16 protein-coding genes are annotated in these 12,902 nt (G+C 65.0%); 1 reads left to right on the forward strand and 15 read right to left on the reverse strand.

Annotation, left to right across the window (positions count from 1 at the left end):
• Positions 1–12: 12 nt before the first annotated feature.
• From JFU57_RS21560 to JFU57_RS21615, 12 genes are all read right to left on the reverse strand, one after another.
• Positions 13–729, reverse strand: coding sequence for a DUF1190 domain-containing protein (locus JFU57_RS21560; RefSeq protein ID WP_078471323.1), 717 nt, complete (start codon positions 727–729; stop codon positions 13–15).
• Positions 730–749: 20 nt separating this feature from the next.
• Complete coding sequence (locus JFU57_RS21565) at positions 750–1,178, reverse strand: DUF350 domain-containing protein (RefSeq protein ID WP_078471322.1); 429 nt, start codon at positions 1,176–1,178, stop codon at positions 750–752.
• Between the two features lie 15 nt (positions 1,179–1,193).
• Positions 1,194–1,844: a DUF2491 family protein gene (locus JFU57_RS21570; RefSeq protein ID WP_201130712.1), complete on the reverse strand. Its 651-nt coding sequence runs from the start codon at positions 1,842–1,844 to the stop codon at positions 1,194–1,196.
• An 80-nt stretch (positions 1,845–1,924) separates the two neighbouring features.
• Positions 1,925–2,488 carry a rhomboid family intramembrane serine protease gene (locus JFU57_RS21575; protein ID WP_078471320.1) on the reverse strand — a complete coding sequence of 188 codons (564 nt, stop codon included), beginning with the start codon at positions 2,486–2,488 and terminating at the stop codon, positions 1,925–1,927.
• A gap of 78 nt (positions 2,489–2,566) precedes the next feature.
• Positions 2,567–3,265: a PspA/IM30 family protein gene (locus JFU57_RS21580; RefSeq protein ID WP_078471319.1), complete on the reverse strand. Its 699-nt coding sequence runs from the start codon at positions 3,263–3,265 to the stop codon at positions 2,567–2,569.
• Positions 3,266–3,290: 25 nt separating this feature from the next.
• A complete protein-coding gene (locus JFU57_RS21585) occupies positions 3,291–3,980 on the reverse strand; it encodes a YjfI family protein (RefSeq protein WP_078471318.1) in 690 nt (229 codons plus the stop codon).
• 113 nt (positions 3,981–4,093) lie between these two features.
• The gene (locus JFU57_RS21590; RefSeq protein ID WP_201130713.1) at positions 4,094–4,813 is read right to left on the reverse strand and encodes an anti-sigma factor; all 720 of its coding nucleotides are present in this window, start codon (positions 4,811–4,813) and stop codon (positions 4,094–4,096) included.
• Positions 4,810–5,364, reverse strand: coding sequence for a sigma-70 family RNA polymerase sigma factor (locus tag JFU57_RS21595; protein ID WP_201130714.1), 555 nt, complete (start codon positions 5,362–5,364; stop codon positions 4,810–4,812). Before JFU57_RS21595 ends, JFU57_RS21590 begins: the two co-directional genes overlap by 4 nt.
• A gap of 108 nt (positions 5,365–5,472) precedes the next feature.
• The gene (locus tag JFU57_RS21600) at positions 5,473–6,015 is read right to left on the reverse strand and encodes a DUF3455 domain-containing protein (protein ID WP_201130715.1); all 543 of its coding nucleotides are present in this window, start codon (positions 6,013–6,015) and stop codon (positions 5,473–5,475) included.
• A 110-nt stretch (positions 6,016–6,125) separates the two neighbouring features.
• Positions 6,126–6,590, reverse strand: a complete 465-nt coding sequence (locus tag JFU57_RS21605) for a hypothetical protein (RefSeq protein WP_201130716.1) — start codon at positions 6,588–6,590, stop codon at positions 6,126–6,128.
• Positions 6,591–6,609: 19 nt separating this feature from the next.
• Positions 6,610–7,101 (reverse strand): GNAT family N-acetyltransferase, encoded by a 492-nt coding sequence (locus tag JFU57_RS21610; RefSeq protein WP_201130717.1) that lies wholly within the window; start codon positions 7,099–7,101, stop codon positions 6,610–6,612.
• Complete coding sequence (locus tag JFU57_RS21615) at positions 7,101–7,661, reverse strand: GNAT family N-acetyltransferase (protein ID WP_201130718.1); 561 nt, start codon at positions 7,659–7,661, stop codon at positions 7,101–7,103. The genes JFU57_RS21610 and JFU57_RS21615 overlap by 1 nt, the downstream gene beginning before the upstream one ends.
• 111 nt (positions 7,662–7,772) lie before the next feature.
• On the opposite strand from JFU57_RS21615, the gene JFU57_RS21620 reads away from it, so the two are divergent.
• Positions 7,773–8,360, forward strand: a complete 588-nt coding sequence (locus JFU57_RS21620; RefSeq protein WP_201130719.1) for a LysE family translocator — start codon at positions 7,773–7,775, stop codon at positions 8,358–8,360.
• A gap of 1 nt (position 8,361) precedes the next feature.
• On the opposite strand, the gene JFU57_RS21625 is transcribed toward JFU57_RS21620, so the two are convergent.
• From JFU57_RS21625 to JFU57_RS21635, 3 genes are all read right to left on the reverse strand, one after another.
• A complete protein-coding gene (locus tag JFU57_RS21625) occupies positions 8,362–9,195 on the reverse strand; it encodes an AraC family transcriptional regulator (protein WP_201130720.1) in 834 nt (277 codons plus the stop codon).
• Between the two features lie 124 nt (positions 9,196–9,319).
• Positions 9,320–11,800, reverse strand: a complete 2,481-nt coding sequence (locus tag JFU57_RS21630; RefSeq protein ID WP_201130721.1) for a TonB-dependent siderophore receptor — start codon at positions 11,798–11,800, stop codon at positions 9,320–9,322.
• Between the two features lie 106 nt (positions 11,801–11,906).
• On the reverse strand, positions 11,907–12,902 hold the full coding sequence (locus JFU57_RS21635; protein WP_201130722.1) for a FecR domain-containing protein: 996 nt from the start codon (positions 12,900–12,902) through the stop codon (positions 11,907–11,909).

The raw sequence follows: 12,902 nt of genomic DNA on the forward strand, positions 1-12,902 counted from the left end.
GCCGTAGTTTCCTTAGCTGCTGGAGCGCCCCGAGCTTTTGCTCGATCCGCCCCAACCGCTGCGGGCGCTGGCCTGGCTGCCGAAACCGCCGCGCGAGGTGGAGGAGGCGACGGAGATCGGCCGCGTGTTCTTGAAGCTGTTGCCCATCTGCGCCTGGCGCGACCGGCTGAAGGTCGAGCCGGAGTCGATGCGTTGGTTCAGCGTCGAGTTGGCGTAACCGCCGCGGTCGTCGCGGTAGCGGTACACCGGTTCGGAGTAGTAGCTGCGATTGCCGCCGCTGAGCATATTGCCGATCAGCAGCCCGGTCAGCAGGCCGTTGGTCGAGCCGCCGGAACCGCCGGAGTTGCCCGAGTTGCCGGCGTCCATGCCCGCAGCCTTGGCCCGGTCGAGGTCGGCCTGGGTGAAGGTGCCGTCGGCGGAGATCTGGAAGCCGCCGAGTTTGGGGATGAACTTGCCGTTGGACTCCTGCTGGCACCAGTTCTCGACGAAATCGGCGTCGCAATCGGCCTGGTTGTCATACAGCGGCGCGCGGCTGCGGTGTTCGGCCATGGCCTTGATATAGGCGTCGGAGCAGATGTCGACCGGGAGCTTGCCGTCGACGCATTCCTGCACCGACTGGAAGTTGAATTTCTGTTGCACGGAAATGGTATCCGGCTCGGAATTGCAGCCGGAAATCGCCAGGGCCACCGAGGTCGCCAGGGACAGCTGAACGTATTGACTTCGTTTCATCACGGACTCCGTTCAGGCCATCAGTTCTGGGAAGGGGTCATGCAAGCGGCATTGAGCAGGCCGACGCTGATGGCCACTGCTGCCACGTAGATGCCGGCGGCGACTTCACCCCGGCGGATGCGTTCCGAGGTGCCCTTGAGCACCAGGCTGGTCATGAAGAAAGCGAGCATCTGCACCACGGCGGCGATCAGCGCCCAGACCACGAAGTCCAGCAGGCTGATGGAGTAGGCGATGACATTGCTGGCCGGGATCGCGAAGCCGATGATCGCGCCACCCAGGGCAATGGCGGCGGCGACGTTGCCTTCGCGGATCAGCTCGAATTCCTTGTGCGGCGTCAGGCGGGTGTAGACGAACTGGAACAGGCCGAACAGCACCGCGGCGCCGAGGATGTAGGTGACAAAGCCGATCACGGCGAATTTGTTCAGGGAAATCGAAAGTGCTTCAAGCATGGGCCTGGTCCTTGGTCAGAGAGGTTGCAAGTCGGTCATGTACAGCGAGATGCCGAGGGAAGTGCTGAGGCTGATGCTGCCTTCGGCGTCTTCTTCCACGGAAAACAGCAGGAACTCGCGGCGATCGGTGAGGCCGGTGTCCCGCGCATAGAGCATGGAGCGGTGTTCGACGACATAGGACTGGTCCGGGTTGCTGACCCGTTCGCTGAAGGCCACCAGTTCGGTCTGACCGGCTTCGGTGCCCCATTCGCGACTGTATTCGGCGCCGTCATGGCTGTAGCCGGGCAGCCCGATCAGGCTGTCGGGGCCGGCCAGGCGGCGCAACTCGGCTTCGCTGCTGATGGTCACGTAGCTCAGGTAGTTGAACAGGATCACCGATTCGACCTGGCCGTCGACCGCGCCGCTGGTGTGGATCTGCAGCCAGTAGTCTTCGTCGTTCATGTAAAAGCGCGACAGCCAGTTGGACTGGCCGAGGTCGACCACGCCCTGGCTCCAGATCTGCTGGGTGTCGGGAATCACCACCGCGCTCTTGCCGTCGAGCAGCAGCTTGAGGGTTGGGTCGAAGCTGACGGCCAGCCCTTGGGCCAGGCCCAGGGGACCGACGGCGGGTAGGCTCGCCTGGGCTTTCGGGGCTTCAAAACCGAGGAATTGTTTAAACCATCCCATTGCTGATGTCCTTGAGGCGAGTGGGGCGATGCAACGCTCAGCGCTGCCGGGCATGGCGCGCGGCAAGTGTGAGCGAGGGGTTACCGGGGCGCATTAGACATCGCCCGCGGGCGCGAGAAAAGGCTTTTCGCGGCGACGAAGCCGGCGAAGGCACCGGCGATATGCCCTTCGAAGGACACGCCGGCGCGGGGGATAAAGCCGAAAATCAGCCCCGAATACAGGAACATCACCACGCTGGCGGCCAGCAGGCTGCCCCAGCTGCGCAGGAACCAGGCACGGGCCAGGATGTAGGCCCACAAACCGAAGACCCAGCCGCTGGCGCCCACGTGGATGCCCCTGAAACCGAACAACCAGACCAGGGCGCCGCCGAGCAGGATGATGGTCAGGCTGACGCTGACAAAGCGCTTCAGGCCTTCGGTCATCACCAGGGCACCGAGCAGCAGGAAGGGCACCAGGTTGGCCGCCAGATGGCCGAATGAACCGTGCAGGAAGGGCGACAGGACAATCCCCGGCAACCCCTGCAGGGTACGGGGGATCAGGCCGAAAATATTCAGGCTATAGCCAAGGGCGCTGTTGAGCACCTGTACCGCCAGCATCAGCAACGCCAACCCGGCCAGCGTCTTGAAGCCTTTCACTGCATCCATCCTGGCCCTCCTGAAGGCCGTTCTGCCAAGACCTGTAGCCGCTGCCGAAGACTCGGGCAGCGGCTACAGGTGGGCTGATTACTCGGCCGACTGTTTTTTCAGACGGTCGAGAATCGCGTTGGCGCTGCCCTGGTTGGGGATGATGTTGGCTTCCTGCAGGCGGCGCTCCAGGTCGTTGCCATTGGCGGAATCGGCCAATTCTTCATGGGCTTCGAGCTCGGCGGCGCGCTGGTCCTGCTTGGCTTGCAGGCGGCTCAGGGTGCCGACTGCGGTTTCCAGCTTGCCATTGGCCCCGCCGCTGGCGATGGAGGCACTGACCTGGGCTTTCTGCACGCTTTCCCGGGCCTTGGCCATGTCCACTTGCTGGCGCAGGCTCTTGATCCGGGCTTCGGCCTTGGCAATGTCCTTGCGCATCTTCTCGGCATAGGTGCCGAATTCGGCAGACTGCTTCTGCTCGGCGTCGAGGCTGGTGGTCAGGCCGGAGATGGCTTCAGCCACTTCCAGGGCCAGGTCTTCGCGGTTGGCCTGCAAGGCGGCCATGGCCTTGGATTCCAGGTCGGCGATCTTGGCGTTGTACTCGGCAACGCGCTCGGACGACAGCTTGTGCTTGGCCATGATGGTCACCAGCTCGCGCTTGGCGTTGGCCAGGGCGCTGTCGGCGTCGCGGATTTCCTGGTCGAGGATACGCAGGGCCTGTTGGTCGGCAATGGCTTCGCCGACTTCGTTGGCGCCGCCGCGCAGGGCGGTAAAGAGTTTGTTCCAGATGGACTGAGTCATGGTGAAGGCTCCAGGTTCGGGAAAATCAGTTGAAGAAGCTTTCGAAGGCTTCAGTGGCGCGTTGTACGTTGTCGATCAGGGTGCGCACTTCGGTCACCACGTTGGTCAGGTTGGAACCCGAGCTCAGCGCGCCGAACATGTTGTAGACCGTCTGGCCATTGGGCATCGACTCGATGCCGATCGACGACAGCGGGAACATTTCCCGGCTGCGCAGCACGGCGTCGTTGAAGCGGACCACGTCGTTGATCGATTCCAGATCCACCAGCACGGTGTCGACGATGATCTGCTCGCCCACCACCGCGATGTAAATCGGCAGGCCGCCGTATTCGTTCATCTGCAACTTGATGCTCTGCTCGGAGCCTTGCATCAGGGTCAGGGTGATTTCCCGCGAGGTCACCTCATCGAGTGCCTGCAAGGCGCTGAAGAGACGATCGATGGACCAGTTTTCACCTGCAATCATGTTGTTCTCCAATACCGGTGAGCCAGCCATCAGCGGCTGGCGCAGCTTCTTCTCGAGTTCCTTGAGTACGCTGCGGTTTTCCGGCAGCACCCAAGTTTCGTGTTTCACATAACCCGCGGCGCTGAGGCCGGCACGCATCTGCTTCATATAGAAGCTGGATGGTTTCTTGCTGGAGGCCTTTGCGGGCTCTCCTGGTCGGCTCTCTGAATCCGCCGTTGAATCGTCGGGCGGGCTTGCGGGGAGGCGGGTTTTCATTGGGGTGTCTCCGTGTCTCAGGTATCACGCGTGAGAACACTACAGATCAATTCGCTGATTCTCAATAGCTCACGCGTGAGATTTTGTTACGGCGGGAAATACCCGTTCGCGGCCTAGATGACTTTCACTGCGCGGCCAATGAATTGCACCGGGCCTGTGGGTTTGCCGATGGCTGAGCCGGTGCTTTGTTCCAGGGTCAGCTCGAACAACTGGTTGGCTTCCAGAGGGGGCAGTTTGTCCAGGGGCACGTGCAGGGTCTGCCCGGGCTTGACCAGGCCCAGGGAAACCGGGCCTTGCCAGTCGTCGCCCTTGGTCCAGAATTCCAGGGCCTTGTCCGCCGGAACTTGGGCAATTCCCAGGGGGATCAGCTGGATTTCCCGTGGGTTGCTGGCCTGGACCACCCAGCCGGGGGCCTGGTTTTGCGGTGCCACCAGCACCACCAGGTAGGTCGGTGTGCTGACCGGCACGGCCCGGGTCAATAGCAGGCTGCCCAGAATCAGGCTGACGGCCAGCCCGGTCGCCGCCAGCCCGCGCCACAGAGGCAGTAGATTCCACCAGGCGGATACCGAGGCGCGGGGAGGGGCATGTGATCGGGGTTGGCTGTCGCCGAGGCTGCGTTCGATCCGGCTCCACAAATGCGCCGAAGGTGGGTGCGGCGCAGCCAGTTGGGTCAAGGGATGCAGGCGCTGTTCCCAGGCATCCACCGCAGCGCGCAGCCGCGGTTCGCTGGCCAGACGACGTTGCAGGGCGTCGCGCTGTTTGCCCTCCAGGGTACCCAGCACGTATTCGCCGGCCAGTTGCTCCAGGGTGTCGTCTGTCGGCTCGCGGTTCATCCCATGCACTCCCGCAGTGCCGTGAGGCTGCGCTTGATCCAGGCTTTGACGGTGCCCAACGGGGTGCCCAGTTTGTGTGAAATCTGCGCGTGGGAGTAACCGTCGACATAGGCCTTGAGAATGCACTCGCGGCGCGCCGGTTCCAGTTGCTCCAGGCAGTGCAGGATGCGCCCGCCCTGGGCCAGCTGTTCGCCGTGGGGCTCGGCCGGCCACTCATGCAAGGCGTGCAGGGCCTCGACTGCGGCCTCGTCGACCTGCACTTCGCGGCCCTGGCGCCGCAGGAAATTCAAAGCCAGGTGCCGGGTAATGCTGAAGATCCAGCCCCGGGCATCGCCGCGCAGTGGATCGAAGCTGGCGGCGCCGGTCCAGATCTTGATGAAAGCGTCGTGCACGATGTCTTCGGCCAGCGCGGTATCGTGCACCAGGCGCCTGGCCACGCCCAGCAGGCGCGGGCCTTCCTGCTGGTACAACGCCTGCAGCGCCTGACGCTCGCCGCGGGCGCAGGCGGCGAGGCTGGCTTCATAGTCGAACAGCGTCTCGGGCAAGGACACAGGTTTTGGCCGTCTACAGGTGGTCAGCGCCCCGGCCGGGTGGCCGGGGCTCGCGAAAGGCAGCGTAGACGAGTTCAGGTCCGGCCATTTCGCTGTTTGTGTTACCGCTTATTTGGCGGCCCAGAAAATATAGTCAGCCTGGTATTGCACCTGCTCGCGCTGGCCCTTGTTGGCGCTGGTGCAGGCCGCGCTCGGCGCCACGCCGCCCTTGAGCGCCACCCGCTGGACATAGCTGACGCCGGTCATGGCGCCCTTGCCGTCGGCCGGGTTGGCCTTGACCAGTTGATAGGGCAGGTTGCCTGCGCTGGAGGGGGCGACCGCCACCTGGGTGCCGGTGATTGTCGAGCCGTCCTTGGCCTGCCATGTGGCGGGTGGGCCGAAGTAGCTGCCGACCGGCTTGCCGCTGCGATCATTGAGCACCGCCTTGGGACCGACGAAAAACCATTCGGTCTGGCCGGCGGCGTTGGCCTTGTCCCGGCATTCATAGGTGATCTCGCCGACGCCGACGGTTTCCAGGGCGATGGTGTGCCCGGCAGGCACCCGCACGCTTTCCGGCAGCTCGGTCTGGGCCTGGGCGGCGGGCATCGCCAGGAGCCAGGCGCTGGCGGCAAGGGGAGTGGCGACAAGGCTGAACAAGTGTTTGGCATTCATGGGTAGCGCTCCAGAAAGGGGGGTAGCCGGGCAGCATCAGGGGGCTGCTGTCAGTACTACCCGCCAGGCGGCGATCTGGATGCAGGGTGCGGAAAATAAATATCCGGGCCTTAACGGCTGCTCGCATCAGGCGCCGGCAAGTCCCGCGCGCAGTGCCGCAGGCGCGCCGCCTCGTCCGCTTGCAGCACCCGCTCGGCCGGGGTCAGGGCCCGTTCGGCATAGACCCGGCTGACAAACAGGATGGCATCGTTGCCGTCCGGCTCGGTGGGGTAGTCCGGGTGGGCGCTGATTTGCCCGAGCAGCGCCTGGGTCACCGGCAGTACATGAAAGTGCACGCTGAAGCCCTTGGAGAACCCCAGTTTGTAGAACACCACCTTGACGGGCGCGTATTGCGTCTGCAGCAGGCTCTCGGTCCAGGCCAGTGCCGGGCCGAGGGCGAGCAGCGCCTGGGGCGCGAGGTCAACGATGTCGCTGGCCTCGGCGACCGAGGAAACGATCAAACTGCCCGGATAGCGGGCGTCACGACGATAACTGACCTGCCAGTGTTCGCTCGACAGGATGTGCAGCGGGTCCATGCAGATGGCTCTCTTTCGTCTAGGGGTGATTGAAACTGTACAGGGTGCAGGGGTAGCCATCGGCGCTGATGGCTTGGCAATCGAAGGTACCACCGCTGAGGATGGGCATGACCCTGGCCCAGAACATCCGTGCCGGCTGGTTGGCGTCGATATGGACGATTTGCCAGGCGCCCGGCAGTTGCTCGAGCAATCGGGCGCTGACCGCGCGCCCCAGGCCCAGGCCGCGAAACCTGCGGCTGATGAACAGGTAGCCCAGGTTGTAGCGGGTGCTTGCCGCATGCACCCGGTCATCGACGCAGGCCATACCGGCCAGCTCACCGTCGACACGGATCAGCCATGGGCGGGTATGGGGCGAGCGCCAGTAGTCGTCCTGGGACTGGATCTCGTACAGGCCGTGGCGCCCGAGTTTGAGGGGCAGCCAGGCGCTGAGTTCATAAAGGTAGAACTGCAACAGATGGTCGAGGATATCCAGTTCGTCGCGCTGGGCCGGGCAGAGTTCGAAGGCCGGCATCAGGCGCCACCGGGCCGTGGGTGGTGGGCCAGGTAGTCCTCGGCGTCCAGGCGATACAGCAGGCTGGGCGCGAGCTCGGGGAAATCCTCGAGTTCGCCGTACAGGCTCAGCCCCAGGCGTTCCAGGGCGCGCCGCGAAGGCAGGTTGTCGGGGCGCACCAGGCCGATCACGGCCGGGCGCTGCAGGCGGTGGAACGCCAGTTCCAGGGCGGCGGTCGCCATCTCGTTGGCATAGCCCTGGCCCCAGGCGGGCACCGCCAGGCGGAAGTACAGGTTGAGCCCGGTGCGTTCGCCAAAGCGCGAATCCATGATCCCGCCAAACCCCAGGATCTCTTCAGGGCGTTCGCGCCGGCACAGCGCCCAGTAACCAAACCCCTGTTGTCGCCAGTGTTCGATCCAGCCCTGCACCTTGTCCCGACAGGCATCGCGGCTGGCTGCGCCATTGGGGTTGAAGCGGTTGGTTTCGGGGTCGCCATGGATCGAATGGACCGCATCCAGGTCGCTCAGGGTCGGCATGCGCAACAGCAGGCGTGGGGTGTACAGCGGCGGGACGGGGCGCATCGGCTTATTCCATGGGCGCGGCTTGGGGCCGGGGGCAGTTTTCTTCAATACAGGGGCCGGGCCGGGCATCTACCGTGCTGGCCAGACATTGTGATGGGGAGAAGGTAGGTGATGAGCGTTATATTTTCCATGGCGGCCTTTGCCCTGGCCTGTTCGATTACCCCCGGCCCGGTGAATATCGTGGCCTTGAGTGCGGGTGCCCGGTTCGGTTTGCGGGCCAGCCTGCGGCATGTGACCGGCGCGACCCTGGGCTTCATTCTGTTGCTGGTGCTGATCGGCCTGGGGCTGCATGAGCTGTTGTTGCGCTGGCCGTGGCTGACCCGGGGGATCCAGCTGTTTGGCGTGGGCTTTTTGCTGTTCATGGCCTACAAGCTGGCGCGGGACAGTGGCCAGATCGACAGCCAGGGCAACGGTCGGGCGCCGTCGATGCTGTATGGCGCGCTGATGCAGTGGCTCAACCCCAAGGCCTGGCTGGCCTGCGTGGCCGGGATGGGGGCCTTTGCCGCCAATGGCGAGGCTCGGCTGGTGTGGCTGTTTGCGGCGGTGTACCTGGTGATCTGCTACCTGTCGGTGGCCTGCTGGGCCTACGCCGGCACCTTCTTGCGCCAGTACCTGGAACACCCCGGGGGCGTGCGCCGTTTCAACCGCAGCATGGCTGCATTGCTGGTGCTGAGTGCCGGCTACCTGTTGCTGCCCTGAGTCAGGCGCGGTACTGCCCGGGCGTCGCCGACAGGTGCTGCTTGAACGCGCGTTGCAGGTGGGCCTGATCGGCAAAGCCGGCTTCGGCGGCCACTTCGGCGATCGCCGCGCCCTGGCGCAGCCGCAGGCAGGCGAGCTGCACCCGCTGGTTGACCAGGAAGGCGTGGGGCGTCATGCCGTAGTGCTGCTTGAACGCACGGTTCAGGTAAGACGCCGACAGCTCCGCGGCCTGGCAGATATCGTGCATTTTCAGGGCGCGGGTACAGTTGTCGCGGATGTAGTCGGCGGCGCGTTCCAGCTTGTGCCTGGGCTCGGGCAGCGGCGCGCAACCGGGCTCGAGGTGCTGGTGCAAGGTGCGGAAAAAATCTGCGACCTGCTGCTGTTTGTCCAGGCTCGACAGCTGTTCATCCAACAGCACGGCATAGAGCTGGTTGCCCCGGGCAAACAGCTGCGGGTCGTTGCTCAACGGCGTGGAATAGGGCTGGAAACCCGGGCCCTGGCTGAACCCTGTCTGTTGCTGCAAGGCCGTCAGCCAGGAGGTGTCGACATACAGCATGCGGTACGACCAGGGCTGGTCCTCGATCGGGTTGCAGGCGTGCACCACGCCTGGGTTGATCAGCACCACGCTACCGGTGCTGACGTGAAAGGTGCGGTGCTCATGCACGTAGGTGCTGTGCCCGGCGGTGATGGTGCCGAAGGAGAATTGTTCGTGGGAGTGCCGGGCATAGCAGGCCTTGCGGCCATCGGCGATGGCCCGGGCCTCGATAAAAGGCAAGGCTGCATCGCGCCAGAAATGGGGTGCCTGGTCGAAGTGCTGGGCGCCTGACGGCTTCATCGCGGGGCTTCCTTGGGGCGGGCCGGGGTGAACGAGTGTCAGGCGCCGGCCCGGCCGATTCAAGTGTTTTCAAACCTGTAGCCGCTGCCGAGCTTCGCCGGCTTGGCAGCGGCTACAGGTCAGGTCAGAAATCCCATTTGGTGGTCAGTTGCAGGCTGCGGGGTTCGCCATAGAAGCCGGTGCTGAAGTTGCCAATGCCGGTGTAGTACTTCTTGTCGAAGAGGTTCTTCACGTTGAGGGTCGAGCTCAGGTGCTGGTTGAACTGGTAGCGGGCCATGGCGTCGACCAGGAAGTAGCCGTCCTGGGTAAGGCGTGAGTCATGGCCGCCGTTGACCGTGTCGTTCGGGTCGGGTTGGAACACATTGCCGTAGAACTCGCTCTGCCAGTTGACGCCGCCGCCGATGGTAAGTTTCTGCAGGGCGCCGGGCAACCGGTAGCTGCTGAACACCCGGGCCACCTGCTGCGGCGCGGTGCTGCGCAGAACCGAGCCATAGACATAGTCGTTGTTGACGTCGCGGGTGTGGTTATAGCTGTAGCCGGCGCTGAGGTTCCAGCCTTCCAGCAGCTCGCCGGCCAGTTCCAGTTCGAAGCCCTTGGTGGTGGCGCCCTCGGCGGCGCGGTAGATGGCGTCGGTGCCGAAGCCGCTGACGATCTGCGCCACGTTGTCCTGCTCGATCCTGAACACGGCGAAGCTGGCATTGACCCGGCCGTCCAGGTACTCGGCCTTGATCCCGGCCTCGTAGCTGTCGCCTTCGATGGGGTCGAGGACCTGCCCGCTGGCGTCCTTGCTCATTTGCGGTTGATAGATATTGGTGTAGCTGGTGTACACCGAGTACGTGTCGTTGAGGGCATAGACCACGCCCGCGTAAGGCGTCACTACCCCGGTCTGGTGGTAGCCGGTGCGCATGTCGGCCTGGGCCGGGTCGTCGAAGTCGGTGAAGTCCGAGGCTTTGAAGTCACTGACCCGCCCGCCCAGGATCAGCGACAGGTCGTCGGTGGGTTTCAGCCGGGTGGCGAGGTAGGCGCCGGTCTGGCGTTTGCTGATCTTGTCGCTGCCGGCGCGGGGAATATCCGGCTTGGCGAACTTGCCGTTCCAGTCGTAAATGCTGCTGCCGAGCAGCGGGTACACCGAACCATAGACCGGGTCGTTCTGGCGCGCGTTCATCGAGGTGAAACCTGCGATCAGCTCATGTTCGCGGCCGAGCAGGGTGAAGGGGCCGCTGAGGTTGATGTCGATATTGTCCTGGGTCTGGTCACCGACGAACTTGCCCATGTACATGAACATGCCGTCACCGGTGGCCGCATCCGGGTTGCCGCCGCTGGCCGAGCCGAGCAGGGTGTCGTGCTCGCGGTGTTTGCGGTCGTAGCTGACTTTGAGTTTCCAGTCGTTGGCCAGCTTCTGTTCCAGGGACGCGAACAGGGTCTGGGTCTGGAAGTCGCGGCGGCTCCAGTCGGTGCCGGGGTTGAAGGAGCGCGAGAAACGGGTGCGCGAGCCGTCGCTGTTGTACATCGGGAAGCCGGTCCAGCTGGCACCGCGAGAGCGGGTGTTCTGCTGGTCCATGCCGAAGGTCAGCAGGGTGTCGGGGGTCAGGTCCATTTCCAGGATGCCGTAGGCGATGTCCTTGGTGTTCTGGTAGTGGTCGAGGTTGGATTGGCGTTCCTGATAGACCCCGACAAAGCGCCCGCGCACGTTGCCGCTTTCGGTCAGCGGGCCGGAGATATCGCCCTCGCTGCGGTAATTGTCCCAGGAGCCGACGGTACCGGTGACCGAGGCCTTGAAGTCCCGGGTCGGGCGTTTGCGGATCAGGTTGACCGTGGCCGATGGGTCGCCCGAGCCGGTCATCAGGCCGCTGGCGCCCTTGATGATTTCGACCCGGTCGAAGGTCGCCATATCGGTGCTGGTGGTGCCGTAGTCGTAGACCCCGTCGTAGGTCGAGTTGACCCCGTCGTACTGGAAGTTGGTGATGGGCATGCCCCGGGTCGAGAACTCCCAGCGCTCGCTGTCGTAGTTCTGCACGCTGACCCCGGGGGCGCGACGCAGCGTGTCGGCAATGCTGGTGGCGCCCTGGTCATCCATTTGCTGGCGGGTGATCACGGTCACCGACTGCGGCGTTTCGCGCAGGGACAGGGCCAGGCCGGTGGCCGACGACGTGGCGCCGGTGGTGTAGGACTGGGTGCCCTCGGTGGTGGCGCCCAGGCCCTGGGCCGAGACAGTGGTGGCCCCCAGTTCCACGCGACCGCTGCCCTCGGGCAGGCTCTGCAGCACATAGCCGCCGCTGCTCAGGGGCTGGGCCTGCAGGCCGGAGCCCTGGAGCAGGCGCTGCAAGCCTTCAGCGACGCTGTAGTTGCCGCTGAGCCCGGCGCTGCGCTTGCCCTGTGCCAACTCGTTCTGCCCGGCGAGGAAGATCCCGGCCTGTTCGCAGAAGCTGTTGAGTGCCGTCACCAGCGAACCCGGGGCAATGTTGAAGGCGCGGGTCTGGTGTTCACTGGCGGGCGCTTCGGCGGCCTGGGCCGGCAGGGGTGCCAGGCACAGCAGGGCGGCGGGGATGGCCAGGGCCAGGGGGCGCAACGGGAAGCGCAAACGCAGGGTGGTGGGTGACGGCATGGGGGTCCCTTTGGATCAATTCGATCGGCAATGTGAGTGCTGCTAAGGGGTTAACCGAAGCAAACATCGAAAAGGGAACCGCAGGTCAAAAAAAATCTTCAGGGGCTCATGCCCTGGCTTCGAGGCTGACCCACCAGGGCGCCAGGCGCCGGACCCGGACCGGCAGCGCGGCCTCCAGCAGACGCAGGGCCTGGTCGCTGTCGTGCAGCGGGAACGAGCCCATCACCGACAGGTGCGCAATGCCCGGATCGCAGCCCAGGTGCCCGCTGCGGTAATGCCCAAGCTCCTGCACCAGTTGCCCCAGGGCCAGGTTGTCGGCCAGCAGCAGGCCTCGGCTCCAGGCTTCGCGGGCGGCGCTGGCGTGCTGACTCGGGCCCAGGCTGTAGCGGTCGAAGGCCAGTTGCCGGCCGGCCTCGACCACCTGCACCTGGCCACCGTCGGCGGTGCGCACCTCGACCGCCCCGGCATACACATTGAGCAGGGTGCGTTGCGGCTCCCGGCGCACGCTGAAGCGCGTACCGAGCGCGCGCATCTGCCCGTGTTCGCTGTGCACCAGGAAGGGCCGTTGCAGCGCATCCCGGGCGGTGTCGATCAGCACTTCACCCAGGTGCAGGCGCAGCAGGCGTTGCTGCGGGTCGTAGCGCACGTCCAGGGCGCTCAAGGCATTGAGCCAGATCCGGCTGCCGTCGCTGAGCAGCGCTTCGCGGGTTTCGCCGGTGCCGGTGGCGTAGTCCGAACTCCAGCGGCTCAGGGCATCGGGCAGCGCGGTGCCGCGCCAGGTGCCCCAGCCCAGCAGGCTGGCGCCGCCGAGCAAGAGCAGGCCCCGCATACTCTGCCGGCGTGACAGCCCCGCGCGGGCGCCGTGGCGCAGGGCCTGGCTGGCGGCCTGTTGTTCGCCGGCGACCTGCAGTGGCGCAAAACGCTGGCTGACCCGCTCCACGTAACACCAGGCCTGCTGGTGTTCCGGGTTCTGTTCGATCCACTGCTGCCAGCGCTGGCGCTCGTGCTCGGTGGCCTGCGGATCGTGCAGCTGCACGAACCATTGCGCGGCCTGTTGCAGGCTGGCGTGGCTGAGGGTGCCGCGCCTGGCTTCATTGGCCAT

Origin of the sequence: Pseudomonas sp. TH07 (assembly GCF_016651285.1) — a bacterium.
Classification (GTDB): Bacteria; Pseudomonadota; Gammaproteobacteria; order Pseudomonadales; family Pseudomonadaceae; genus Aquipseudomonas.

What these genes read in the sequence shown, in the direction of transcription:
- JFU57_RS21560 (WP_078471323.1), bottom strand. Translation starts at nt 729, where the DNA reads ATGAAACGAAGTCAATACGTTCAGCTGTCCCTGGCGACCTCGGTGGCC.
- JFU57_RS21565 (WP_078471322.1), bottom strand. Translation starts at nt 1,178, where the DNA reads ATGCTTGAAGCACTTTCGATTTCCCTGAACAAATTCGCCGTGATCGGC.
- JFU57_RS21570 (WP_201130712.1), bottom strand. Translation starts at nt 1,844, where the DNA reads ATGGGATGGTTTAAACAATTCCTCGGTTTTGAAGCCCCGAAAGCCCAG.
- JFU57_RS21575 (WP_078471320.1), bottom strand. Translation starts at nt 2,488, where the DNA reads ATGGATGCAGTGAAAGGCTTCAAGACGCTGGCCGGGTTGGCGTTGCTG.
- JFU57_RS21580 (WP_078471319.1), bottom strand. Translation starts at nt 3,265, where the DNA reads ATGACTCAGTCCATCTGGAACAAACTCTTTACCGCCCTGCGCGGCGGC.
- JFU57_RS21585 (WP_078471318.1), bottom strand. Translation starts at nt 3,980, where the DNA reads ATGAAAACCCGCCTCCCCGCAAGCCCGCCCGACGATTCAACGGCGGAT.
- JFU57_RS21590 (WP_201130713.1), bottom strand. Translation starts at nt 4,813, where the DNA reads ATGAACCGCGAGCCGACAGACGACACCCTGGAGCAACTGGCCGGCGAA.
- JFU57_RS21600 (WP_201130715.1), bottom strand. Translation starts at nt 6,015, where the DNA reads ATGAATGCCAAACACTTGTTCAGCCTTGTCGCCACTCCCCTTGCCGCC.
- JFU57_RS21605 (WP_201130716.1), bottom strand. Translation starts at nt 6,590, where the DNA reads ATGGACCCGCTGCACATCCTGTCGAGCGAACACTGGCAGGTCAGTTAT.
- JFU57_RS21610 (WP_201130717.1), bottom strand. Translation starts at nt 7,101, where the DNA reads ATGCCGGCCTTCGAACTCTGCCCGGCCCAGCGCGACGAACTGGATATC.
- JFU57_RS21615 (WP_201130718.1), bottom strand. Translation starts at nt 7,661, where the DNA reads ATGCGCCCCGTCCCGCCGCTGTACACCCCACGCCTGCTGTTGCGCATG.
- JFU57_RS21620 (WP_201130719.1), top strand. Translation starts at nt 7,773, where the DNA reads ATGAGCGTTATATTTTCCATGGCGGCCTTTGCCCTGGCCTGTTCGATT.
- JFU57_RS21625 (WP_201130720.1), bottom strand. Translation starts at nt 9,195, where the DNA reads ATGAAGCCGTCAGGCGCCCAGCACTTCGACCAGGCACCCCATTTCTGG.
- JFU57_RS21630 (WP_201130721.1), bottom strand. Translation starts at nt 11,800, where the DNA reads ATGCCGTCACCCACCACCCTGCGTTTGCGCTTCCCGTTGCGCCCCCTG.
- JFU57_RS21635 (WP_201130722.1), bottom strand. Translation starts at nt 12,902, where the DNA reads ATGGCCAATGAAGCCAGGCGCGGCACCCTCAGCCACGCCAGCCTGCAA.